We start from the raw sequence: 22,734 nt of genomic DNA, 5'->3' as shown, positions 1-22,734 counted from the left end.
GAAATTCATGGAAGCCTTAGCAATGGGCGCGCGAGCAGAGCCCGGAATAGATCGAAACCGTCTGTTCTGGCTAAGCTGTATCTCGCTGATCGTGACCGCCATGACCTTCGCGATACGCGCAGGGATTTTGACTCAACTGTCGGATCAATTCGCGCTGAGCGACACTCAACTTGGCTGGGTGAACAGCATGGCCTTTTTGGGCTTTCCGCTGGCGATGGTGGTGTTCGGTTTCCTCTACAACAAACTTGGCCCGCGCCTGATTATGATCCTGGCCTTTGTCGGCCACCTGCTCGGCCTTGTACTCACCATTTTTGCTGATGGGTTCTTGGGCTTGCTAATCTCCACATTCTTCATCGGTTTCGCCAATGGGTCAGTGGAAGCTGCGTGCAACCCCTTGGTCGCGGATCTGTACAAAGACGAAAAAACGAAATGGCTGAATCGCTTCCATGTTTGGTTCCCTGGGGGAATCGTGATCGGTGCGGTTGTCTCTTACGTCATGACCAATGCGGGAATTGGTTGGCAGCCCCAAATTGCCGTGATGCTAATTCCTACAGCAATTTATGGCGTCATGATTTTCACCACGCGCTTCCCAGATGTGCCTGAAAGCGAAAGGATCATCGATCTGGACGCTAAAGGCGTGTTTCTCATGAGTGCGATCCTTGGTCTTCTGATCCTGATCGGCACGCCAAATAGCTTGATCGCTGGTCTGCCAGGGACGTTCGTCTTGCCGCTGCTTCTGGTGCTGGGCCTGACCTTTGTGATGATGCTGTGGCGTGCAGGGCGCGCGCACGATGCGTTGCTCTTGATTGTGTTTATGTCGATCATGAGCATCACAGCCACTTCAGAGCTAGGAACTCAGCAATGGGTTGATCGCATCCTTGGTGCGCAGCTCGGGAACCTTCCCGGCCAGGCGATGATAGTGCTCGGCATGGTGACAGGTATCATGGCGGTCGGCCGCTATTTTGCCGGGCCGCTTATTCACGCACTCAACCCTCTTGGCGTCTTGTTGATGAGCGCCATACTGACAACGCTGGGGCTGTTTCTGATGTCGTCGGCAAGCGGGGCAATGGTCTATGTATCGGCCATCATTTTTGCGGTTGGCGTGTGCTATTTCTGGCCAACAATGATCGGCGTGACGGCGCAATATGTGCCGCGCTCCGGCGCTCTGGGCATGAGCCTCGTCGGGGCCGCAGGCATGTTTGCACTAACGATTTGGAACCCGATCATCGGGGGGTGGATCGATAGTGCAAGGGCCAGTGCTGAGGCAAGCGGGCTCGATGGCACTGCTGTTGAGGTGGCAGCGGGGCAAGGGGCGCTCTCTCAACTGGTCTACTTCCCAGTGGTGCTGATCGGTATCTTCACCTTGCTCTACCTCGCCCGGAGGCAGCTCGAAAGCACAGCAGAGGCCACTCAGTCATGACGACAGATACTCTTTCAATGAACCGCCGCTCCATGCTGCGCGGCTCCATCACAGTGGCAGGCGTAGCGATTGTCCTGCCCGCGATGGGCGGCCTTGCAGGCTGTTCCAGCGGCGCAGGCGGTAGTCTTGCCGGAAAGCTGGAGCTGATTGATGCGGTCAGCGATCTCGTGATCCCGCAAACCGACACACCCGGCGCGCGTCTGGCCAAAGTGCCTGCCTATATCGAGGCGGTCTTCACCGACCACTTCACCACCGAGCAACAAGATGATTTCGCCGCTGGTCTGTCCGTCTTTGACGACATGGCAAAAGACGCAGGCGCCGACAGCTTTACCAGCGCATCGGCGGAGCAGCAGCGCGCGATCCTGACCGAGCTCGACACAGGGCCCCGCGACATGACAGGCAAAGCCACTTGGCAGCAGCTACGCGATATGACGATCTTCGGCTTTTACACCTCTGAGCAAGCCACCGAGGAGCTCAAATTTGAAGAGATCCCGGGCAGGTATGACGCTTGCGCGCCTTTGGAAGAGGTCGGCCGGGCCTGGCTGAACCGCGGCGTCTGAGTGGAATCGAAAGCGAGTATCAAGAGAATGTCTGAGAACACCCCTTTCGATGTAATTGTTGTTGGGTCCGGAATGTCCGGCGGTTGGGCCGCGAAAGAATTCAGCGAAAAAGGGTTTAAGACCCTAGTGCTGGAGCGCGGCAAGCAGAACGAGCACAGCAAAGGCTATGTCACGGAAAACCAAAACCCGTGGGATATGAAGCACCGCGACCGGGTCGACCCGAAGCTGGCCGATGCGGAATATCCGGTGCAGCAGACCTGCTATGCCTTCCGCGAGAGCACGCGGCACTATTTCATCAATGACAAGGAAAATCCCTACTCAGTCGAAGACGGCAAGACCTTCGCGTGGCTGCGCGGTGATCAAGTCGGCGGCAAGTCAATGATGTGGGCGCGGCAAAGCTATCGTTGGAGCGAGATGGATTTCGCCGCCAACAAGGCCGATGGACACGGCACAGATTGGCCAATCCGCTACGCCGATGTTGCGCCATGGTATGACTATGTCGAGAAGTTCGTCGGCATCAGCGGGTCTGAAGAGGGCTTGGATCAACTGCCTGACAGCGTGTTCCAACCGGCGATGGACCTCACCTGCGTAGAGAAAGACGCCAAGGCTAAGATCGAGGCAGCCTTCCCTGGCCGCAAGATGATCCCTGGCCGTGCAGCGCATCTGACCAAGCCGACCGAAGAGCAATTGGGGCTGGGCCGCGGTTCTTGCCAATTCCGCAACCAATGCGAGCGCGGATGCTCGTTTGGCGGCTATTTCTCGAGCGTCTCGGCCACCTTGCCAGCGGCGAGGAACACCGGAAATATGACGCTGCTGCCCGACACCGTGGTTGAGCGCATTCTCTATGACGAAAAGACCGGCAAGGCGACCGGCGTGCGGACTGTCAATCGCACCACCAATGAGCGCCAGGATTACCAGGCCAAGGTGATCTTCATGTGCGCATCGACGCTGGGCACAGTGCAGGTCCTGCTCAATTCGACCTCAGAAACGTTCCAAAACGGGTTTGCCAATAACAGCGGCACGCTCGGCAAATATCTGATGGATCACCACACCCGGGTCGGTGCGGAAGCGGCCTATCCCGGTTTTCAGGACAGCTATTTCGCAGGGCGCAGGCCCAATGGCATCTACGTGCCGCGCTTTGCCAATCTCGGCAATGAAACCGATGGCGAGTTTTTGCGCGGTTATGGCTATCAGGGCCAGAGCTCGCGGTCCTCTTGGACCCGCGCCTTGGGCGGTCAGGGCTTTGGCGAGGATCTCAAGAACCAGCTCAGACAGCCCGACGACAGTTGGCGCATTCGCCTGCAAGCCTTTGGCGAGATGCTACCGCGCGAAGAGAACAAGGCTGTGCTGCATCCAACCAAGACGGACGCCAATGGCATCCCGCAAATCCACTTGGATGTGACCTGGTCCGAAAACGAGCGCAAGATGCGCGTCGCGATGAAGCGCGATGCGGTGGCGATGCTGGAGGCGGCGGGCTGCGCCGACATTCAGACCTTCGAGCAAGAGCCGGTGCCAGGGCATTGCATCCATGAAATGGGCGGTGCGCGCATGGGCTATGACGCGGCGACCTCTGTCGTGAACGGCCGCAACCAATGCCACGATGTGCCCAATGTGTTCATCACCGATGGCTCGTCGTTCTCCTCAGTCGCATGCCAGAACCCGTCACTCACATTCATGGCGCTGACGGCGCGCGCAGCCGACTATGCCGCCACGCAAATGAAACAGGATTTGATCTGATGAACGCATTTCCATCACTGGGCCGCCGCGATGTCTTAAAGGGCGGATTGATCGGCAGCATGGGATTACTGGCGGCCTGCAATGGCGCGGTTCCAGGGAAAGAAGTAGCGGCAAAGGCCAAGCCTCATGCAGGTAAGCTGGGCATTCAGCTGTACACTTTCCGAGAGCAGTTTGAGCGGGACTATGACGGCGTTCTCACCACTCTGGCTGAGATCGGCTACAAGGACTTAGAGTTCGCGGGATACTTCGAACACGACGCCGCCGCGATCAAGGCTCGGATGGATGACCTCGGATTGGTCAGCAATTGCACCCACGTGCAGCTCGCCGATATGCGCGATGATTTCGATGCCGTTATTGAGCGCGCGGCATTGATGGGACAGAGCAAGCTGATCATCCCGTGGCTCGCCCCAGAAGCGCGCACTCTCGACAGCTACAAAGCGATTGCCGATCTGCTCAATGAGCGTGCTGTACCTGCGAAAGAGGCTGATATGACGGTTGGCTATCACAACCATGAATTTGAATTTGAAACCGTCGAAGGCGAAGTGCCTTACGACATCCTGCTCGAACGCACTGATGCGGACAAGGTGACCATGGAGCTCGACTTTTTCTGGACGCACAAGGCCAATGTCGATCCATTGGCGCTGTTTGCAAAAGCGCCGGGCCGCTTCTCCGCCTGCCATATCAAAGATGCATCGGCCGATGGGGAAATGGTCAATGTCGGCGATGGAGTGATCGATTTTCCAGCCATCATGCAGCAGGCGGAAACCGCTGGGCTTGAGCACTTCTATGTCGAAAATGACAATACGAAGGATGCCGCGAGCTTTGCCAAGGCAAGCTTCACCTACCTCAACCAATAGCGGGAACCGCGGGCGACCACGCGCCCGCACCCCTTCGGCCGGCGATTAGTCTTCGGTCAATACGGCTAGCATATCCTCGTCCCAGCCATTCTCTTCCGAATGAAGGGCGAAGGTATTGCCGTAAGCCCATAGGCACCAAGGAATGTCAGCCGCTTCCATCGCTGTCTTGACAGCACCGACCCATTTCACGCGCTGCTTAGTGTCGACCGGGTCGTTCACTCCGAACTCGCCGAGAAAGACAGGCCGCTTCACAGCATCTCGAAACGCATTTGCGATCTCAATCGCATTGGCGAGCTCTGCTTTATCTGCGGCTGAACCCCAGCCACGCTTGCCCTTGGGCATGTTCTCACCCAGCCAGGTCGCTTCTTGGTGCGTGAAGTCAAACGGGTCATAATAGTGGAAAGTGTAGACCACATTGGGATCGTCGGTGGCCAGATTCGTCGCAAGCGTGCGGATACCAGACCATTCCTCACCGCCCAAAATGACAATGCGATCAGGATTATCGCGGCGAATGGTCGCCAGCGAAAGCGCCTGCGCTTGGCGCATTGGCTTGCCGTGGAGGTTCTTGTTCGGCTCGTTTAGGACTTCGAACCAGACATTGCCCGGCAGCTTCGAATAGCGCAGCGATAGCTGGTCCCAGATTGCCCGAAACCGTTCCATCTGCTCCGCCGGGTTTTCCATCATCTCATCAAAGTGATGGACGTTGACGATCACATTGAGGCCGCTGGAAAGCGCCCATTTCAGATTGCTATCGACCTGCTCAGCAAAGTCAGGATGGATGCGATAATCTGGCGCAGGCCCGGTGTAATCGCTCCAGCGTACTGGAATGCGGACCGTGTCAAAACCAGCCGCTGCAATCTTCTGATAGTCCGCCTTGGCATAGTTCTTACCCCAAGGCGCACCGTTTGGGGCCTCCAGCGCATTGCCCATATTGACGCAGCGCTTCATCTGGAAATCCACCGCTATTGGGGCACTCGCAGCCGGTTCTGCGGCTGAAGCTGGGGCGTCCTGTGCATTCACGGGAAGCGACAAGGAAAAACCCATTGCCGCAGCAATCGCTAGTTTCGAGTTTTTCCAGTGTGTCACATTCAAATCCCTTATCCTGCGTTATTTTTAGACGCGCTTCGGCGGCGCGGTTGTCCCTCTCAGGACAAATTCATGATCCAGCACGATGCGATGCGGCCCTGCCTTTTTGCTATCGCTGAGGCCCTTAACCAGCTCGCTAACGGCAGTGCCGCCCAGATCGCTCAGCGGCTGACGCACAGTGGTTAGGAAAGGCCGCATCCGTGTAGCGATATCGGCGTCATCAAACCCCACGACAGACATGTCGTCCGGCACCTTGAGACCTGCTTCGATCAACGCAGCGACTAGGCCTGCCGCCATGTCATCGTTTGATGAGAAGATGGCTGTTGGACGGTCTTCTAGGCTCAAGAAATGCTGCCCCGCTTCATAGCCCGACGAGAAATCAAACGCGCCAGGACGCACCAGATCATCAGCAAGCTCTAATCCTGCGGCCTCCATCGCCACAGTAAAGCCAGAATGGCGCACGTGAGTGGCGCGCTGATCTTCGCTGCCACGCACAAAGCCAATGCGCTTGTGCCCAAGATCAGTCAGGTGACGCACGACCTCAATCGCGGCCTGATAATCGTCGATTTCGACCATCATGCCTTGCGTCTGGAGGTCAACCGGCCCCACGCGCACGACCGGAATGCTTAGATCACCGAGCACAAAGCCAATCTTCTCGTCATTGGCATAAGGCGCGAGCAATACCACTCCATCGGGACGATTGCGGCGCACCAAAACGTCAAAGGCAGCGCGGATATCTGCAATGGATTTGCCCGTCAGGTTTTCCAGTAGGCTGATCGACAATTGATAGCCCAGCTCTTGGCATGCGATCACCGCGCCGAACTGAATCGAATTGACATAATTACTGCCCGCCATGTGGCAGACCAGATTGATATTGTAAGAACGGCTGCCGCGCAGAGATCGTGCCGACTGGCTTGGCACATAGTCGAGCTTTTGCGCAGCCTCGCGCACTTTGCGGCGCAGCTTTTCCTGCACGTGCGGTTCGTTGTTCAGAACCCGCGAAACGGTTTTGATGGAGACGCCAGCCAGATCAGCCACGTCCTTCATCTTTGCTGATTTTCCGGCCTTTACAATCGCCATCTTGCCCCCGTCATTTCGATAACTCGTCAACTATCCGTGCATGCAAACCACGGCTCAGTGGCATAAGAAACAACGTAATTGAAGCGATCACTAGGAAGGAGGCTGGAACCAGAGCCATAAAAACCCCCAAAGATTCCGCTGTTTGAGCAGTCTGAACCTCGCGACCCGCGTCATATCCAATACCCGCCAAGAGGTAGCCAATGCCCAGACCCGTGAGCGCACCAGAAGCTTTCTGCACGAACAGGCTAGATCCGAAAACGGGTCCTTCATAGCGCTGCCCGTGGGTGTACTGACCATATTCAACGGTATCAGGAATGAGCGCCCAGATGATGATGGCAAACGCAGATGTCGCAAATCCAAAGGCGATGATCTGTAGCGGAATTCCGCTCATGAGCAGCGGCCCGCTGATGAACAAAGACAGGCCAGCCACAGCCGATAAGATCGTCGCCATGTACCAGCATTTCTTTTTGCCATAAGCGCGTGCGATCATCGTCCAAACCGGCGTTCCGGCGAGAGTGGCAACGGCATAAGAAGAGAGGATCACCTCTTTGTTGGCAAAGGTCTGTGAATTGGCTTCAACATAGAACGCCATTGGTATGTGCAGGCTCGCCCCCGCGGCTGAATTGACCAACAGCAAGAGCAGCAACAGCCGCAAGGCGTCATTCTTTTTGAAGGCATCGACAAACGACCTAAGGTCCCAGCCTCGGGACAATTCTTCACCGCCCAGCGGCGGTTTTTCCTCTGTCAGGAAATAGCATCCGACCAATGCAATCGTCGCGATTGATGCGCCGATTGCAGCCGCGATCAGGAAACCGCCGCTGGTGTACTGGCTTGCCCCACCCAGCGCGCGCGCCAGCGGGAAAAAGAAACTGGTGACGCACAGCATGCCGCAAAAGGCGAAGAACATTCGAACGCCCGAAAGCTCCGCTCGCTCGACAGAGCTAAAGGTCAGCCGCGATGAGAGAGCAGAATAGGGCACCGCGACAATTGTGTAAGAAGTACGGAATATGATCGCCGAGCCGAGCAAGGCCGCGAACAATGCCCAGCCCTCAAATGGCGGTGTCCAAAAAAGCAGACAGAACGAGGCACCCAGCCCAAAACTGCCAAACAGAATAAAGGGCCGGTAAACGCCTCGCTTGCTGCGATTGGCAGCAGCTATGGAGGCAATGAGGGGGTCAGAGATTGCATCCCACAGCAAACCCAAGGCATAGATCCAGCCCGCCATTTCCGGGGCAAGCCCCACCACCTCTGCATACCAGAAAACGAGAATGAGCGAGAGGCTGTGCCAGTAGATATTGAGCCCGAAATCGCCAATGCCATAGCCAGCCAAGCGTACAGGTTTACCGCCAATCATCGGCTGGCGCCGCTCAGATACAGCGGCGATTGACGCAGCGTGGGACAATTCAAAAACGCCCTACTCCAGAAACTTTGGTGCGCACCGCAACCAAACGATCGGCGGCTGTGATGAACAAGGTGCGTCCATCCTCGCCAAAGGCGCAATTCGCCGTCGCTCGTCCGGTTCCAATCCGGCCCATACAGCGGGCCTGAGGATCGATCACCAGCACGCCGGCCGGACCCCCTAAGAAGACGTGCCCACTGGTCGCAACCGCCATCCCATCGGGCAGGCCGCCAACCTCGTGCATGAACGGCTTTGCGTCGAACCATATCTCCCCCCGCCCATCTCACTATCGGCAGACGCGGGCGTGTCAAACCGGCGGATCAGCGGAGCCTCTGGATCAGATTGGCTCACATACAACGAGCGTTCGTCTGGAGACAGGACAATGCCGTTGGGAAAGGTCATATCATCTACCAGCCGCGACACGGTGCCGTCGCTCGACAAGCGATAGACGCCATTGGCGTCCTGCTCCTTCATCGGCGATGCGTTGAGCCCCTCCAGCCCATAGGGCGGGTCGGTGAAAAAGATGGTTCCGTCGCTTGCCTCAATCAGATCATTCGGGCTGCTAAAGCGTTTGCCGTTGTATTCGCTGACCAAAGTTCGGCGGAGGCCGGTGGCCATATCGCGCGCTTCGACACTTCGTTTGCCATGGTTGCAGATCAGCAGTTCTCCGCTTTTCCCCATCAGCAAACCATTGGCACCCGGCTCTCGCATTCCGCCAGCTTCCTCTGGCGCGACGCCTGAGGGATCGAGAAAGACAGAAGTTCCCTCGGCTTCACTCCACGAAAAGGCGAGGTTTTGCGGGACATCGGTAAAATAGAGTTTCTGGCGCGCCGCATCCCATACCGGGCCTTCAGACCACTGATACCCCTCGGACAAAAGGCGCGCTGGAGCATCTGTGTCGACGAGGTCGGCAAAGCCTGTCTCGAAACCTTCAAAGGTGACACCAGCGCCCGCATGAGTGTCATCCACGGCAACTTTTTCGCTGCCATGATCGCCAGCGCAAGCCGCAAGCGCGCTAGCCGAAATGCCCAGCATTGTTGTCCGACGCGTAAACTGCATAGTGAATCAACCCCTCCTAGTCCCCTGATATTCCAATATTGACAACCTTGTCAAAAAACGCTGCTAGTAGGACAAGATTGACGAATAGGGATTCGCCTGCGCAAGGCTGCACGGGCGGGGGAGAGCCAGAATGCAGTTTAAATCAATGAAGCCAGCCTTGGCGCTGGGGCTTAGTCTTGTCGCGGTAAGCTGCGCCTCTGGCAATCAGGTTCAGGTCGCCTCGACCGAAGAGGTGGAGGCGCAAGGCGTCATCAATCCGGACATTTGGCCGCAGCTTCCCGCCACCCCGCTCGATCCGGCGATTGAAGCGCGCATTGATGCGATCATGGCCAAAATGACTTTGGAGCAAAAGGTCGGCCAGACGATGCAGGCCGATTCCGCCTCTGTCACGCCAGAAGATGTGAAGAAGTATCGCCTCGGCTCCGTGCTCAGCGGCGGCAATTCCGCGCCCGGTCCCCTGCCCTATGCCGACACGGCTAGCTGGCTGGAAATGGCCGACAAATATTGGGAAGCCTCAACCGATCCTGAAGGGGTTGAGGTCGCCATCCCGGTTATCTGGGGCATTGATGCGGTCCACGGCCACGCCAATTTGCTCGGCGCGACAATCTTTCCGCACAATGTCGGCCTTGGCGCTGCGCACGATCCCGATCTGATTGAGCGGATCATGGCGGCGACCGCGCGCGAGCTGGTGGTATCGGGCCATGACTGGACCTTTGCGCCGACACTGGCTGTGCCGCGTAATGACAATTGGGGCCGCGGCTATGAGGGCTTTTCAGAAAACCCTGAGATCGTCGTTTCCTATTCCGACCGCATCGTTGAGGGCCTGCAAGGCACATATGGCGAGGCTGACTTCATGGCGCCCGGCAAAATCCTGTCTGCGGCCAAGCACTATATCGGCGATGGCGCGACCGATTTTGGTCGCGACCAAGGCGATGCCAGCATCAGCGAAGAGGAGCTGCGCGATATTCACGCAGTCGGCTATCTCCCCGCGCTAGAGGCGCAGGTGCAAACCGTGATGGTCTCGTTCTCCGGCTGGCAGAACGTCAAGATGACGGGCAATAAGGCGCTGATCACAGATGTCCTTAAGGACCGCCTGAACTTCAATGGCTTCGTGGTAAGCGACTGGAATGCGCACGGACAAATTCCAGGTTGTTCCAACACCGATTGCCCAGAGGCGTTCAACGCGGGGATCGATATGTTCATGGCGCCTGACGGCTGGCGCGGCCTGTATGAGAGCACGCTGGCCCACGCAAAATCGGGACGCATTCCGATGGAGCGGCTGGATGATGCAGTACGCCGGATTTTGCGGGTGAAGCTGCAATATGGCCTGTTTGATCGCGGCGCACCGAGCACTCGGCAAGATGCTGGCGATGTAAGCCTGCTGGCCAATGCAGAGCACCGCGCGCTTGCCCGCGAGGCGGTTCGCAAATCGCTGGTTCTGCTGAAGAATAACGAGTCCCTGCTGCCACTTGATCCGGGCAAAACCGTTTTGGTGGTGGGTGACGGTGCAGACAGCATCGCCAAGGCATCCGGCGGCTGGACGCTGTCATGGCAAGGCGGAACACACACGAATGACGAGTTCCCCAATGGCCAGTCTATCCTGAGCGGCATTCAAGAGGCCGTTGGCGCAGCTGGCGGCACGGTGATCTTTGACGAGGATGGCACCGGCAACCATTCCGCCGATGTTGTCATCGCGGTTTATGGTGAGGATGCCTATGCCGAATTCCAAGGCGACCGTCCGCATCTCGATTTTTCTGAAGATGGCTTCGACACTAGTCTGCTTTCAACCTACCAAGCGGCAGGCACGCCGGTTGTCTCTGTATTCCTTTCCGGCCGGCCTATGTGGGTCAATCCAGAAATCAACGCCTCTCACGCGTTCGTCGCCGCATGGTTGCCGGGTAGCGAAGGCGCCGGAGTCAGCGACCTCCTGTTCCGGACCAATCCCGCCTATGATTTTACCGGCAAACTCTCGTTTTCCTGGCCAAAACTCGCGAGCCAATCAGAACTGAATGTCGGAGATGACGGTTACGACCCGTTGTTCGCCTATGGATATGGCTTGTCCTATGCGAGCAATGGTAACCTTGCAGAACTATCTGAGCGCTCTGGCGTCAACACCCGCGGGTCCGCCGTCGGCGATGTGTTCTTTGCTGGCGGGCGGGCGCCAAACCCTTGGTCGCTCTACGGAATAGTAGATGGGGCGCAAACTCGCCTCAACTCTAGTGTGTGGGATGGCGGCGTGTTGTCCTTCGCTGGCCTCGATCGCTCAGCCCAAGAGGATTCCTTGGAGATCACCTGGGGTTCTGGCGAACCCTATGTCCGGTTCAGCAGTCATGTACCTGTGGACTTCATGCGGCAGTCAAACGGCGCAATGGAGCTGGCCTTCTTTGTTCGCAACACGGGCGACACGCCCGCCAGCCTGCGGGTCGCCATGGGCTGCGAAGATGACAGCACCTGCGGGCGAGGCCTGCCGGTGAATGTGACGTCGAGCGAATGGCGCGAAGTGCGCTTGTCACTCTCCTGTTTTGCGGATCTGGGCGCTGATCTGGGCGCGCTCAGCAACGGCCTGATAATCCGCTCTGATGGTCCAGCGTCAATCGGCCTGTCGGATATCCGGCTAGAGCCCGATATCGACGCTACGCGGACTTGCGAATTTTGAGCCAAGTAGCGCTGTGAAATGACCGCTCGGCTTGTCATCATTATGGGGCCAAGCGGCTGCGGCAAATCGCGGATTGCCAGTGCATTGGCGGAGGCGATGGCGGCTGCCATGCTAGAGGGTGACGACTTTCACCCGCCTGCAAACCGTGCCAAGATGACGGCGAGCGAACCTTTGACTGATAGCGACCGTGCAGCTTGGATCGACGCCATGCTCAGCGCGATTGCGGAGCGTAACGAGCCGCTGGTGGTGCTCGCATGCTCGGCCCTGACACGGTATGTTCAGGAGCGGCTGAAAGCAATTCCAAGCCGCGAAACCCGCTTCATTCTGCTAGATGCACCGCGCGATACCTTGGCCATCCGTATGACAAGCCGCGAGGGTCACTTCATGCCCGTCAGCCTGCTCGACAACCAGCTTGAAGCGCTTGATGTGCCGACTGGCGCAATCCGCATCGACGCGGAACAACCCGTCGGCGCAATTGCTCAGCAGATCTCCGCCGCTCTAGAGCACTAAGCCCAGCACCAGCACCATCGCAAAACCGACAAGACCAACGAGGGTCGAGGCAACCGTCCACGTCTTTAGAGTCTCACGTTCGGTCAGCGCGAAATAGCGCGATACCAGCCAAAACCCACTGTCGTTCACATGGCTGACCACGCTCGCCCCCGCCGCAATGGCGATCACCATACGCGCTAGCTCCCAGCCCTCTAGCCCAGCGGCCAGAGCCAAGGGTGCGCACAATCCCGCCGCCGTCAGCATCGCGACCGTCGCTGAGCCTTGCGCAACCCGCACAATCGCGGCGAGGACGAAGCCTGCAACAATCGGGCCGATCCCCAGGCCCGCGAAACTCTCTGCCAGCATTTTGCCAGCGCCCGTGTCGACCAAGACCTGCTTGAAAGCGCCTCCCGCCCCGGTCACCAGCAAGATCACGGCGGTCGGTTCAAAGGCGCGCGACAGCCCGTCTTTAAGCCGCGTAGTGCCTGCCTCATCATCCGCGCTCAGCGCCAAGGCGGCGGCTGCGCAGCCGATCAGCAGCGCGGTGAACGGGTGGCCGACAAACGCCAGGACCGAGCTCTCAAAGCCAAACTGACCGGCAAGCGCAGCGGCCACGATCAGCGCAATCGGCAACGCCACAACCAGAGCAGCGCGCATTGCGAGGCCCGTGTTTGCTGTATCTGCTTCTTCCATTCCCGTACCTGCTTCGCTCAACGGCAACCAACCGCGTGCATCGGCAAAACGCGCATAATACGGACCCGCGATCAGCATGGCCGGAATGCCCGCTACGAGCCCGCAGATGATCACCAATCCCAAGTCGGCTGACAGGATCTCCGCCACGGCAACCGGACCGGGCGTTGGCGGGATGAAGGCATGCGCGGTCGCCAGCCCAGCGAGCAGCGGCAATCCGAAGAACAGCGCCGGCTTACCCGCCCGCATCGCCAGCGCTTGCACCAGCGGGAAAAGCAGGATCAGACCAACATCGAAGAACACCGGGATCGCGATCACCAGCCCAACAAAACCCATCGCAATGCCTGCTGGCCCGGCGGGACGATTTCCGATCAACGAGCGCGCGAGCGCGGCTGCGCCGCCGCTTGCCTCGAGATAGACGCCTAGCAAGGCGCCAAGCCCCACGATCACGGCGATAAAGCCAAGCACCCCAGCAAAACCGTTCTTCACCGCGTCCAGCACGGCGTCAGGCGCAAGGCCTGCCATCAGACCGGTTGCCAAGGCCGCGACAAGCAGCGCCGCAAAGGCATTAACCCGCCGCACCAGAATCAGGATCAGCAACCCAGCTACTCCAACCGCAGTTGCGAGCAAGGGCCGCCAATCGGCTAAAAATGCTACAAAATCGCTCATATTTTATTCGCCTTCCCGCGCATCATGGCTTAGCTCAGTCCAGCAAGAACACTCGGTCCCCAGTGCCAGATACCTCGGCAAGAGCTGCAAGCTCATCTGAGCTCGCCAGCTCCACCCTCTTCGCTGCCCCCAAAAACTGACCAGCAACCGGATCAAACAATCGCACCAGATAAGCGCCCGGCTCCATCGTGTCCGCATCCGGTTTCGGCGTCGCATCGCTCCAATAGATCGCATAGCTGCCCTCTGCGTCAGTCAGGCAATAGGCCGCCCCCACGCACGGCTGCATCGCCCAATACTCAAGGTTGTCTTCAAAGAATTCGAGCGCCACTCGCGTTTGCCGCCACAGCTCAGCGCGGCTGCGCCAATCCTCTGTGGTCAGATCATTGCCGTCCTGATGCGCGCCGAAGTACCACTCAACGCCCGCACCGCCGCCCAGCAATGTGCCCCACAGTGCATGCTGCCGCAAGCTGTCATGCGTGGGATCGTCTTTGTCCGCCCGCGCCCCGACCTGCCATTTGCCGATCTCGTCCATGGTGATCGCCCACGGACGGCCCGCCTCGCGTGCGGCCGCGATCCATTTACGCACCTCTGCGTTCACCGTCTCGCGCTCGCTGACTTGAAACGAGAGTCCGCCTAGTGATCTTTCACCAAGGAGCGGCATCAGGATAGCGTCCTTATCTGCGGCCTCCGCATGGGTGTGAGGCAAGACGGGATGTTCATAAGGATCGTTCGCCGCAAAACGCTGCGCCATCGCCTTGCGCTGCGCGTCGGTCTGGCCGTCTGGCCGCCAATGCACCGGGCCATTTTCCTCGCCCAAGTTCCAGAACAGCGCCGGGTGATGCGCAAATCGCGCGATCAGCTCGTTGAAATAGAGCTGTCGCATTGGCCCCGTGTCCCCGCCATCCAGCAGCAATTCGTTCTCGGTTTCCTGCAGCACAATATGCAGCGCAACGCCCCGCGCCTGCATATGCGCGAACACCGTTTCCCATTGCGCCAGCTTGCTGACATCGAACCGAGTGGGATCATCGGGAGATACCCAGGGCCACACGTCCTTGCCGTCGCCCTCGGCATTGTAGGTCAGGAAATAGACCGCGTTCATGCCCTGATCGGCGAGGTAGTTCACCGCTCCGATCAGACCTTTGCCTTTGCCGCCCTGCCAAGTCGGATCGCCCTCGCGCCAATCGCGCACGTGCGGGGCAAAGGTGTGAATGTCGCCGCCTGCATCAGATTCGCCGTCTCTGGCATTGTCAGAGATGCGGTAGGTGCCATCGAAATCCGCGAAAGCGAGCAAGTTTTCCGGGCTGTTCGCCCCGCCCTTTAGCCAAGCCTTCCCGGTTTGCGCGGTGCGGAAAAACTGGCCGTCTTCGGTGAGTTTCCCGGCGGCATAGAATCCCATTGCATCCCGCTCTGGCGGCGCAACGGCAAACTTTCCCTGCCATTCGCCAAGGTTTTTGGGCTTAGCCTGCGAAGCAGACTTCAATGCAATATCCGGCCCCTGTTCCAATCGAGCGTAATATTGCCATTCGCCCGGCTCATCCGGCATAAACCGCGCGCGCCAGACATTGCCGCTCTCCGCGCCCGTCTCGCCCGCATTGCCATCGGCGGCGAAGAACCCGCGCGTCGAAACTGCGCGTGTGCCTTTGTTATAGGTGACCAGCAGGCGAACGTCGGTGAACGGGTTAAGCTCGCCGGTCTCGCTCAGCTGAGGCCCGGTAAAATCTAGCGTCACTGGTTGCCATTGCCGATACACATCGAGCGCTTCCGGCTTAGTAGAGACAGCAGCCACGTTCTGGGGCGGCGGCGACACTGCGCAACCAGCCAGCGCAAGCACACATGCTGCCAAATCGACAGCGCGGGCGGCCCAAGGGCTGAGCATTGTTACCTACTCTTCGCCCGCCGCCTCCAACGGATCAGGCGGCGTTGGTAATCCCTTTGAATTCCATTTCCAGAACACGAAGGTCAGCGGCGTGTCCCCGGTGTTTTTCACCCCGTGCAGATCCCACGGTGCGGCGTAGAGCATATCACCCTTGTTCGCGGTGAAGACCTCCTCACCCACGGTCCATTCGCCCTGCCCCTCCAGCACCATCAGGAATTCCTCCTCAGCGTGGCGATGCGGCGGGTGAATTTCGAGGCCCGGCTTGATCGTCGCAGTCCCGGACAGGAGATCGCGCGTGCCCGCCGTTGTCCCAGCAAAGAACTCGGCAAAGGTGCCCCATTCCTCTTCGGTGGATTTTGCGGTTTCGCTCGTCAGCACAGCGGTCGCCAATGCGGCTCTATCCGCCGCTGCCGAGGCCTCTGCGTGCGGCTCGCTGGCCTGCGGCGCACCGCAAGCGGTTAGAGCACAAGCCGCCAAGCCGAGCATTGCTGCATGAAACTTCATCAATCCCTCCATCCCTTTGGGAATTCTGATAACGTTGTCAATCGGTACACGCAAGATCACCTACTGCGCGCTACCAAACATCTGGTGCGCGCCCACAATTCACTGGCTGACTTACCGATCTGCTTCGACTAGCACGGTGGCTTGCGCACAAAAGAAACAGCGACAGGGCAAATGGGATTGGCCGAATGACGATAGACTGGGTTTCCTTGGCTGAAGAAACAGCGCAGGCAGCGCGCGCCTATAGCGAGGCGGTCGCAGACAAGACAGCCAGCGTGATTGCGCCGGGCGGCCGAGTCGAAGCCGCATTGGCCGAGCGCGAGCAGCGCCTGACCCACGGATTTGCCTGGATAGCGACCACGGTTGAAGCACTTGAGGCAACCGCTGAGTGGGCGAAATCTGCGCAAAGTGTGGGCGCGTTCCAAGCCGTCAATGAGCTAGTCCTCCGGATAGGCTTCGGCGAATATTGCGCGCAATTGGCCAGCGGCATCGTGATGAGCGCCAACGAAGTGATCCGTCCGGGTGAATTTGGTCTGGAGGATGCGGCACGGGCCTTTTCCGCCAATCCCGCCGTCGCTCAATTGATTGCACAAGGCAACACGGCGGAGACCCGCGCCGAGCTGACCGGGCGATTGAGCCAAGGCGAGAGTCCCTATGAGGGGCTCGGCGATGAAACGCTCGACATGATCCGCACACAGTTTCGCGCCTTCACTGCCGATCGGATCACCCCGCATGCCCACGCCTGGCATTTGGCTGACGATCTGATCCCGCTGGAGTTCGTGGATGAAATGGCGGAACTGGGCGTCTTCGGCGTCTGTATCGCCGAGGAATTTGGCGGGCTAGGCCTGGGCAAGCTGGCGATGTCGCTTGTCTCCGAAGAGCTATCGCGCGGCTGGATTTGCGCGGGATCACTTGGCACAAGGTCCGAAATTGCTGGCGAGCTGATCGGGGAGAACGGTACGGACGCGCAGAAGGCAGAGCTGCTGCCGCAAATCGCCGATGGCCGGATCCTGCCAACCGCCGTTTTCACAGAGCCGGACACTGGATCAGACCTCGCATCGGTGCGCACCTGTGCGGCCCGGCAGTCGGATGGCAGCCGGCGCATTCACGGGGCGAAAACCTGGATCACCCATGCCGCGCGCGCGGATCTGATGACGGTCTTGTGCCGCACCAATCCCGACGAACCCGGCTATGGCGGGCTCTCCATGCTGCTCGCGCATAAGACGCGGGGCACAGACGCGGAACCCTTTCCGGACGCAGGCCTCGACGGCAGCGAGATAGAAGTGCTCGGCTATCGCGGGATGAAGGAATATGCGCTCGGCTTTGACGATTTTGCCGTCGCTGAAACTGGCCTGCTCGGCGGGGCAGAGGGCCAAGGCTTCAAGCAATTAATGCGCACATTCGAAGGCGCGCGCATTCAAACTGCCGCCCGCGCGATTGGCGTTGCTTGGAACGCCTTTGATCTCGCTTTGGACTATGCGCTGGAGCGCAAGCAATTTGGCAAAAACCTGACCGCCTTTCCGCGCGTTTCAGACAAGCTGGCAATGATGGCAGCCGAGACCGTGATGGCGCGCGAACTCACCTACCGCGCCGCCCGCCACAAGGACCGGGGCGAGCGCTGCGATATTGAGGCCGGCATGGCGAAACTGCTCGCCGCCCGCGTCGCCTGGGCCAATGCGGACAATGCGCTGCAAGTGCATGGCGGCAATGGCTATGCGCTGGAATATCCGATCAGCCGAGTGCTGTGCGACGCGCGCATCCTCAACATTTTCGAAGGCGCTGGCGAGATCCAGGCGCATGTCATAGGGCGCGGCCTTGTAGCTGGCAGGCTCAAGGACGTATCAATCTAGGCTAAGCGCTATTTCTTCACCGGCGGCTGCTTGCGTGTGAACACCAGTTCGCTCTCGCTGGAGGCCGCCGCATCATAGGCATACCCTTCCGCATTGAAGTCCTTAAGGCCCTCTGCCCGGTCGATCCGATTGTCCATGATCCAGCGCGCCATCAGCCCGCGCGCGAATTTGACGTGATACATCAGCCGCCGCGCCTCGCCATCCTTCACATTGAGGAAGCTCGCGGTGAGCACCGGCGCATCCAGCGCACTTTGATCGACCGCTTTGAAATACTCGTTCGACGCCAGATTGACGACCGTATGATCGCCATGATCCGACAGATCACTTTTGAGCGTTTCAGCAATCCGGCTGCCCCAGAAGTCATACAGCGACTTGCCGCGATCATTGGCCATCTTCGTGCCCATTTCGAGGCGGTATGGCTGGATCGCATCCATAGGGCGGAGCAGACCGTAAAGGCCGGAAAGAATGCGCAAATGCTCCTGAGCATAGCTGAGCGAGGCCTCATCCATGCTGCTCGCCTCCAGCCCCCAATAGACATCACCGTCGAAGGTGAGGCCCGCTGGCTTGGCGGAATTGCTGCGCCCCTCCAGATCGAACACGCGAAAGCGTTCTTCATTAAGCTCAGCCAGCTTGTCCGAAATATGCATCAAGCGTTTGAGATCGGCGGCAGATTGCTGCTTTGCAACGCCAGCAATCTCGCGCGTGTCCTTGGCCAGGCGCGGCTGCGTAATCTCTAGGCTGGTCTCAAGCGGATCAAAGTTCAGCTTCTTGGCAGGCGAAAGCAAAGTGATCATCGGTCGTCATGTCCTATCAGCATTGGCGGCGGTGATACGCGCGAACAAGGGCTGGAATAAGTGTGGAATACGGCGAGGATGAGACAGCTTTAAACGGCTGATGGCAAGCGGAGATGCGCGGCAATCATCGGCAAAATTGCGGCCACACAGATCGATTGCTTCGCTTAATTGGATGCGCGCCCTGACCGATGCGCGATTTACGTCACCGCCGACATGGCGTGGAACTCTGGCCTGTCCCGGCTGCGCGTCTCGCAAATCTCGCTAAGGCGCTGGACCGCCTCGACAATGTCTGCATAGCGCAAATACAGCGGGGTCAGACCTAAGCGCAGCACATCTGGCGCGCGGAAATCGCCAATCACATCGCGGGTCTTTAGAGCCTGCGCAATCGCATAGGCGTTGGGGTGTGCGAAGGAGACGTGGCTGCCGCTTTCCGTTCGGTTTTGCGGACTGACCAACTCAAAGCCATATTGCGCGCACAGCGGCCGCATCTGCTCGATCAAAAGCTCTGCCAGCCGCACCGATTTCGCCCGGACATCGCGCATGTCTGCCTTTGCGATCAGGTCAACGCCTGCCTCTAATGCGACCATCCCTAGCACTGACGGGGTGCCGCACAGAAAGCGCTCGATCCCGCACGCCGCATCATAATGCTCTTCGAAAGCGAAGGGGCGCGCATGGCCAAACCATCCGGCGAGCACTGCATCGGCGTGCTGGTGACGCTGCGCAACATACATGTAAGCGGGCGCGCCCGGCCCGCCGTTGAGGAATTTGTAGCCGCAACCGATCGCGAAATCCGCGCCCGCGCCGTTTAGATCAACCTCAATCGCGCCGGTCGAATGACTGAGATCCCAGATCACCAGAACGCCGTGTTTATGCGCAGCCACGTTGACCGCCGCCATGTCTCGCATTGCACCAGTCTTATAATGCACCTGCGTCAGCAGCAGGACGGCAACGCCGTCATCCAAGCGGCCAAGCACGTCGCCCGCAGGCACTGCGAGCGAACGCACTTTACCCCCGCTGAGGCGCTCCAGCCCCTGCATCATGTAATGATCGGTCGGGAAATTGCCTTCCTCGGTTAGGATCACCGAGCGCCCCGATTGCAAGGACAATGCCGCGCCTAGCGCCTTGAAGATATTCACCGATGTGCTGTCCGCAGCGATCACTTCGCCCGGATTTGCGCCGATCAAGGCGGCAATCTTGTCGCCGATCCGGCGCGGCGAATTCACCCAATCCGCACCCAGCCATGAGGTGATAAGGCCCTCGCCCCATTGCTCGCCAACTGCATCTTGCATGGCCGCAATCGTCGCCTTGGGCAGAGCGCCAAGGGAATTGCCATCGAGGTAAATCAGCCCATCGCGCAGCTGGAATTGATCGCGAAACTCGCGCAAAGGATCATTCGCATCGAGCGCCGCCAATTGATCTACCAATGATGTCATGCCGCCAGCTCCCTTAAAATCGCGCGCACCGGGCTTGCATCGGCCCCGGCAATCGCCAGCGGCAATGCGATCAGCTCATATTGGCCGGGCGGCACATCGTCGAGCACCAACCCTTCCAAAATCCGCATATCGCCCGCGCGCACCTCATGATGAGCGTCCATTGTCTTGGATGCCTCAGGGTCAAGCGACGGCGCATCAGTGCCGATCAGACGCGCGCCGCCCTCGCGTAGCCGCGCAATCACGCGCGCATCAATCGCCGTAAAGTTGGAATCCCAGGCCCCATGCGGAAAGCGCTCATAAGTGCGTAGGATCACCCGGCTTTCGCCATCAATTGCCTGCCAGTCGAGATCGCCCTCCTGCACGCTGCCAACGGCATGGCGCGCGTCGATCACCAGGCAGGGGCCAAGATAGGGTTCAAGATCGCACTCATCGCTCGCAATGCCAGCTGGGTCGTAATGCAGCGGCGCATCGCCATGTGTGCCAGTGTGCAGCGGAAGCGAGAGTTCGCCGATGTTCACCGGGCAGTCCGGCCCGATTTCGACATTGCGCTTGATCACCACCGGCGGCTCGCCTGGCCACAGGGGAATACCTGCATGAATACGCTGGGAAATGTCCCAGATCCGGGGCGCGCTCATAAAACGGGACACTGCGAATAATCGCCGCCCTCTTGGGGCGCGTTCATGCGGGTGCGCATCGACCACAGCTCTGGGAAGAAATTGAGATCCAGCGCTTTGACGAGGTAGTTGACGCCGGACGAACCGCCGGTCCCATGCTTATGCCCGATCACGCGCGAGACGGTTTTCATGTGCTTGAAACGCCATTCCTGGAAATAATATTCGAGCGCGGTGACCTTCTCACCGAACGTGTAGAGCTCCCAATGCTGATCAGGATTGGTGTAGATCGCGAGCCACGCGTCTTCGACCGCATCGCTCGGCTCATAGGGCTCGCTCCAGTCACGCTCTAGCTTGCACTCAGGGATATCTGGCCCGCCACGCGCCAGCGCCGCCAGCACTTCGTCATAGAGCGAGGGTTCTTTCAGAACCTGCGTCGGCTGCTCGGTCGCCTCACCATTGTCATGGTGGACCAAAATAAGGTCCGGGCGTTTCAGGCCCAGCAGGAATTCCAGCTCGCGATATTGGTGCGATTGGAAACCCGATGCCTTGCGCAGGAACCCGCGAAAGGTCAGGAAGTCGTGCGGGCTGAGCGTCGCCAGCACCTCCCAACTGTGGATCATATGGCGCATGATGGTCGCCGTCCGGTCAAGCGTCTTGCCTGCCCTGCCCAGCTCGTCTGCGCGCAAGGCAGCGATTGCCTCGCGCACCTCATGCAGCATAAGCTTGATCCACAGCTCCATGGTCTGATGCATGATGATAAAAAGCATCTCATCCGGCTTATCCGAGACAGGGATCTGGCTGCTAAGCAATTGATCGGTCTGCAAATGACGGCCGTAAGTGAGGCCCTTGTCCCACTGGATCGTTTCGCCTTGGATCACCGCTTCAAAGGTCTCCACGCCGTCTTCAATCCGGCGCGTGATCGGCGAGCCTTCAGGCAGCTCCCCGTTTGGTTTCTTGTCGCTCATGCCCCGCACACCTTAAACTCAACATCGCTCGGATCACTCTGGCCCGGCGCGAGGATTTCCAAATCCTTCAACTCGTCGTAGACGGCGCTAAGGCTGGTCGTCTCCATTTCTTCGAGCAGCGCTGCAAAGCTCTCAATCACAAAATAGGTCGGCTGAAACGTGTCAAAGGGATAATCCGTGCGCATCATGCGCGGCAGATTGAACCGCAGCCTGCGGGCGCTATCGCCGCTAACCGCATGCACCGTCTCAGCATAGCTGGAAAGCAATCCCGCACCGTAAGCCTTCACTCCGGCGCCCTCATGGATCAGGCCAAATTCGACCGTGTGCAGGTAGAGTCGGCCAAGCAGATCAGACACGCCCTTGTTTTTCGCGCGCAATCCCGCGCGGCCATAAGCGGCCATGAAATCGCCAAAGGTCCGGTCGACGAACATTGGCAGATGGCCAAAGACATCGTGAAACATGTCCGGCTCGTCATTGTAATCGAGCGAGGAGTGCTGACGCAGGAAGTTTGAAACGGGGAAACGGCGCTGCGACAAATGCTTGAAGAACACATCCGTGGGGATCACGCCGGGGACAGCAATCGCCTGCCAGCCAGTCGCCGCGAGAAAACGCGGATTAAACTCGGAGTAATCCGGAATGCCATTTGCCGCGAGCTGCAAAGTTGCAAGCCCATCTAGGAAAGCAACAGACGCAAGCCCCTGCAATCCTGCTGATTGCCGAGTGACGAGATCGCGCCAGCGCGCGTGATCCTCATCAGAAAACTGCGCCCAGTCCTGCGGAATGGTCCAATCATCCGCCGCGCCCTCTGGCGGTTTTTCAGTCATGCGAAGTTGCTCCATCGGCACTCAATAAGCCGATCCTGCCAAGAAACCAATCTCAGCGGGTTTACCCTTAAATCAGTAGAACAGGAATTCGTGCAAGCCCCGCTCGGCGCTCAATCATCAGAAGTCCTATGGATTACCCAAATCGTGTGATAACAAGTCATTGACGCAAATAATT

General features: G+C 58.8%; 20 protein-coding genes. 7 read left to right on the top strand and 13 right to left on the bottom strand.

Going from position 1 to position 22,734, the window contains the following annotated elements; genetic code table 11:
* Nucleotides 1–7: 7 nt before the first annotated feature.
* Genes AC0V6M_RS08875 through AC0V6M_RS08860 form a run of 4 tightly spaced genes read left to right on the top strand, consistent with a single transcriptional unit; the run spans nt 8 to nt 4,574 of the window.
* Complete coding sequence (locus tag AC0V6M_RS08875) at nt 8–1,420, top strand: MFS transporter (protein WP_486138459.1); 1,413 nt, start codon at nt 8–10, stop codon at nt 1,418–1,420.
* A complete protein-coding gene (locus AC0V6M_RS08870; protein ID WP_486138458.1) occupies nt 1,417–1,980 on the top strand; it encodes a gluconate 2-dehydrogenase subunit 3 family protein in 564 nt (187 codons plus the stop codon). The genes AC0V6M_RS08875 and AC0V6M_RS08870 overlap by 4 nt, the downstream gene beginning before the upstream one ends.
* Before the next feature lie 27 nt (nt 1,981–2,007).
* Nucleotides 2,008–3,717, top strand: a complete 1,710-nt coding sequence (locus tag AC0V6M_RS08865) for a GMC oxidoreductase (RefSeq protein WP_486138457.1) — start codon at nt 2,008–2,010, stop codon at nt 3,715–3,717.
* On the top strand, nt 3,717–4,574 hold the full coding sequence (locus AC0V6M_RS08860; RefSeq protein ID WP_486138456.1) for a sugar phosphate isomerase/epimerase family protein: 858 nt from the start codon (nt 3,717–3,719) through the stop codon (nt 4,572–4,574). Before AC0V6M_RS08865 ends, AC0V6M_RS08860 begins: the two co-directional genes overlap by 1 nt.
* A gap of 45 nt (nt 4,575–4,619) precedes the next feature.
* Here the strand turns inward: AC0V6M_RS08860 and AC0V6M_RS08855 are convergent, their stop codons facing one another.
* From AC0V6M_RS08855 to AC0V6M_RS08835, 5 genes are read right to left on the bottom strand one after another with little or no spacing between them, the layout of a single operon-like run.
* Nucleotides 4,620–5,660, bottom strand: coding sequence for a glycoside hydrolase family 5 protein (locus tag AC0V6M_RS08855; protein ID WP_486138455.1), 1,041 nt, complete (start codon nt 5,658–5,660; stop codon nt 4,620–4,622).
* A gap of 27 nt (nt 5,661–5,687) precedes the next feature.
* Entirely contained in the window at nt 5,688–6,740 is a 1,053-nt protein-coding gene (locus tag AC0V6M_RS08850; RefSeq protein WP_486138454.1) for a LacI family DNA-binding transcriptional regulator, read from the bottom strand.
* Nucleotides 6,741–6,750: 10 nt separating this feature from the next.
* Nucleotides 6,751–8,142, bottom strand: coding sequence for an MFS transporter (locus AC0V6M_RS08845; protein WP_486138452.1), 1,392 nt, complete (start codon nt 8,140–8,142; stop codon nt 6,751–6,753).
* A 1-nt stretch (nt 8,143) separates the two neighbouring features.
* Complete coding sequence (locus AC0V6M_RS08840; RefSeq protein ID WP_486139596.1) at nt 8,144–8,353, bottom strand: hypothetical protein; 210 nt, start codon at nt 8,351–8,353, stop codon at nt 8,144–8,146.
* Nucleotides 8,320–9,198, bottom strand: a complete 879-nt coding sequence (locus tag AC0V6M_RS08835) for an SMP-30/gluconolactonase/LRE family protein (protein WP_486138451.1) — start codon at nt 9,196–9,198, stop codon at nt 8,320–8,322. The genes AC0V6M_RS08840 and AC0V6M_RS08835 overlap by 34 nt, the downstream gene beginning before the upstream one ends.
* Nucleotides 9,199–9,328: 130 nt before the next feature.
* Here AC0V6M_RS08835 and AC0V6M_RS08830 point away from each other — a divergent pair, with 130 nt between their 5' ends.
* Nucleotides 9,329–11,854, top strand: coding sequence for a glycoside hydrolase family 3 protein (locus AC0V6M_RS08830; protein ID WP_486138450.1), 2,526 nt, complete (start codon nt 9,329–9,331; stop codon nt 11,852–11,854).
* An 18-nt stretch (nt 11,855–11,872) separates the two neighbouring features.
* Nucleotides 11,873–12,364, top strand: coding sequence for a gluconokinase (locus AC0V6M_RS08825; RefSeq protein ID WP_486138449.1), 492 nt, complete (start codon nt 11,873–11,875; stop codon nt 12,362–12,364).
* Here AC0V6M_RS08825 and AC0V6M_RS08820 read toward each other — a convergent pair.
* Genes AC0V6M_RS08820 through AC0V6M_RS08810 form a run of 3 tightly spaced genes read right to left on the bottom strand, consistent with a single transcriptional unit; the run spans nt 12,353 to nt 16,082 of the window.
* Nucleotides 12,353–13,702 (bottom strand): GntP family permease, encoded by a 1,350-nt coding sequence (locus tag AC0V6M_RS08820; RefSeq protein ID WP_486138448.1) that lies wholly within the window; start codon nt 13,700–13,702, stop codon nt 12,353–12,355. The two genes, AC0V6M_RS08825 and AC0V6M_RS08820, sit on opposite strands and share 12 nt — an antisense overlap.
* A 34-nt stretch (nt 13,703–13,736) precedes the next feature.
* Nucleotides 13,737–15,578 (bottom strand): DUF5060 domain-containing protein, encoded by a 1,842-nt coding sequence (locus AC0V6M_RS08815; protein WP_486138447.1) that lies wholly within the window; start codon nt 15,576–15,578, stop codon nt 13,737–13,739.
* 6 nt (nt 15,579–15,584) lie between these two features.
* Nucleotides 15,585–16,082 carry a cupin domain-containing protein gene (locus AC0V6M_RS08810; RefSeq protein ID WP_486138446.1) on the bottom strand — a complete coding sequence of 166 codons (498 nt, stop codon included), beginning with the start codon at nt 16,080–16,082 and terminating at the stop codon, nt 15,585–15,587.
* 185 nt (nt 16,083–16,267) lie between these two features.
* Here AC0V6M_RS08810 and AC0V6M_RS08805 point away from each other — a divergent pair, with 185 nt between their 5' ends.
* A complete protein-coding gene (locus AC0V6M_RS08805; RefSeq protein WP_486138445.1) occupies nt 16,268–17,929 on the top strand; it encodes an acyl-CoA dehydrogenase family protein in 1,662 nt (553 codons plus the stop codon).
* Nucleotides 17,930–17,937: 8 nt separating this feature from the next.
* On the opposite strand, the gene yaaA is transcribed toward AC0V6M_RS08805, so the two are convergent.
* The 5 genes from yaaA to phhA all read right to left on the bottom strand — a co-directional run bounded on the left by yaaA (nt 17,938) and on the right by phhA (nt 22,559).
* Complete coding sequence (gene yaaA / locus AC0V6M_RS08800) at nt 17,938–18,723, bottom strand: peroxide stress protein YaaA (protein WP_486138444.1); 786 nt, start codon at nt 18,721–18,723, stop codon at nt 17,938–17,940.
* Nucleotides 18,724–18,920: 197 nt separating this feature from the next.
* Nucleotides 18,921–20,156 carry a kynureninase gene (gene kynU, locus AC0V6M_RS08795; RefSeq protein ID WP_486138443.1) on the bottom strand — a complete coding sequence of 412 codons (1,236 nt, stop codon included), beginning with the start codon at nt 20,154–20,156 and terminating at the stop codon, nt 18,921–18,923.
* Entirely contained in the window at nt 20,153–20,791 is a 639-nt protein-coding gene (kynB, locus tag AC0V6M_RS08790; protein WP_486138442.1) for an arylformamidase, read from the bottom strand. Before kynB ends, kynU begins: the two co-directional genes overlap by 4 nt.
* Complete coding sequence (locus AC0V6M_RS08785; protein WP_486138441.1) at nt 20,788–21,735, bottom strand: tryptophan 2,3-dioxygenase; 948 nt, start codon at nt 21,733–21,735, stop codon at nt 20,788–20,790. Before AC0V6M_RS08785 ends, kynB begins: the two co-directional genes overlap by 4 nt.
* Nucleotides 21,732–22,559 (bottom strand): phenylalanine 4-monooxygenase, encoded by an 828-nt coding sequence (gene phhA, locus AC0V6M_RS08780; protein WP_486138440.1) that lies wholly within the window; start codon nt 22,557–22,559, stop codon nt 21,732–21,734. Before phhA ends, AC0V6M_RS08785 begins: the two co-directional genes overlap by 4 nt.
* Between the last annotated feature and the right edge of the window lie 175 nt (nt 22,560–22,734).

It is taken from the genome of Erythrobacter sp. JB3-1, assembly GCF_057364995.1.
This window is presented reverse-complemented; position numbering and strand designations above follow the sequence as displayed.

Excerpts from the sequence above, each read along its gene's own strand:
- AC0V6M_RS08850 (WP_486138454.1), bottom strand. The coding sequence starts at position 6,740 with ATGGCGATTGTAAAGGCCGGAAAATCAGCAAAGATGAAGGACGTGGCT.
- AC0V6M_RS08835 (WP_486138451.1), bottom strand. The coding sequence starts at position 9,198 with ATGCAGTTTACGCGTCGGACAACAATGCTGGGCATTTCGGCTAGCGCG.
- AC0V6M_RS08870 (WP_486138458.1), top strand. The coding sequence starts at position 1,417 with ATGACGACAGATACTCTTTCAATGAACCGCCGCTCCATGCTGCGCGGC.
- AC0V6M_RS08860 (WP_486138456.1), top strand. The coding sequence starts at position 3,717 with ATGAACGCATTTCCATCACTGGGCCGCCGCGATGTCTTAAAGGGCGGA.
- AC0V6M_RS08820 (WP_486138448.1), bottom strand. The coding sequence starts at position 13,702 with ATGAGCGATTTTGTAGCATTTTTAGCCGATTGGCGGCCCTTGCTCGCA.
- AC0V6M_RS08815 (WP_486138447.1), bottom strand. The coding sequence starts at position 15,578 with ATGCTCAGCCCTTGGGCCGCCCGCGCTGTCGATTTGGCAGCATGTGTG.
- AC0V6M_RS08785 (WP_486138441.1), bottom strand. The coding sequence starts at position 21,735 with ATGAGCGACAAGAAACCAAACGGGGAGCTGCCTGAAGGCTCGCCGATC.
- AC0V6M_RS08865 (WP_486138457.1), top strand. The coding sequence starts at position 2,008 with ATGTCTGAGAACACCCCTTTCGATGTAATTGTTGTTGGGTCCGGAATG.
- AC0V6M_RS08825 (WP_486138449.1), top strand. The coding sequence starts at position 11,873 with ATGACCGCTCGGCTTGTCATCATTATGGGGCCAAGCGGCTGCGGCAAA.
- yaaA (WP_486138444.1), bottom strand. The coding sequence starts at position 18,723 with ATGATCACTTTGCTTTCGCCTGCCAAGAAGCTGAACTTTGATCCGCTT.
- phhA (WP_486138440.1), bottom strand. The coding sequence starts at position 22,559 with ATGACTGAAAAACCGCCAGAGGGCGCGGCGGATGATTGGACCATTCCG.
- kynB (WP_486138442.1), bottom strand. The coding sequence starts at position 20,791 with ATGAGCGCGCCCCGGATCTGGGACATTTCCCAGCGTATTCATGCAGGT.
- AC0V6M_RS08805 (WP_486138445.1), top strand. The coding sequence starts at position 16,268 with ATGACGATAGACTGGGTTTCCTTGGCTGAAGAAACAGCGCAGGCAGCG.
- AC0V6M_RS08830 (WP_486138450.1), top strand. The coding sequence starts at position 9,329 with ATGCAGTTTAAATCAATGAAGCCAGCCTTGGCGCTGGGGCTTAGTCTT.
- AC0V6M_RS08840 (WP_486139596.1), bottom strand. The coding sequence starts at position 8,353 with ATGGCGGTTGCGACCAGTGGGCACGTCTTCTTAGGGGGTCCGGCCGGC.
- kynU (WP_486138443.1), bottom strand. The coding sequence starts at position 20,156 with ATGACATCATTGGTAGATCAATTGGCGGCGCTCGATGCGAATGATCCT.
- AC0V6M_RS08875 (WP_486138459.1), top strand. The coding sequence starts at position 8 with ATGGAAGCCTTAGCAATGGGCGCGCGAGCAGAGCCCGGAATAGATCGA.
- AC0V6M_RS08810 (WP_486138446.1), bottom strand. The coding sequence starts at position 16,082 with ATGAAGTTTCATGCAGCAATGCTCGGCTTGGCGGCTTGTGCTCTAACC.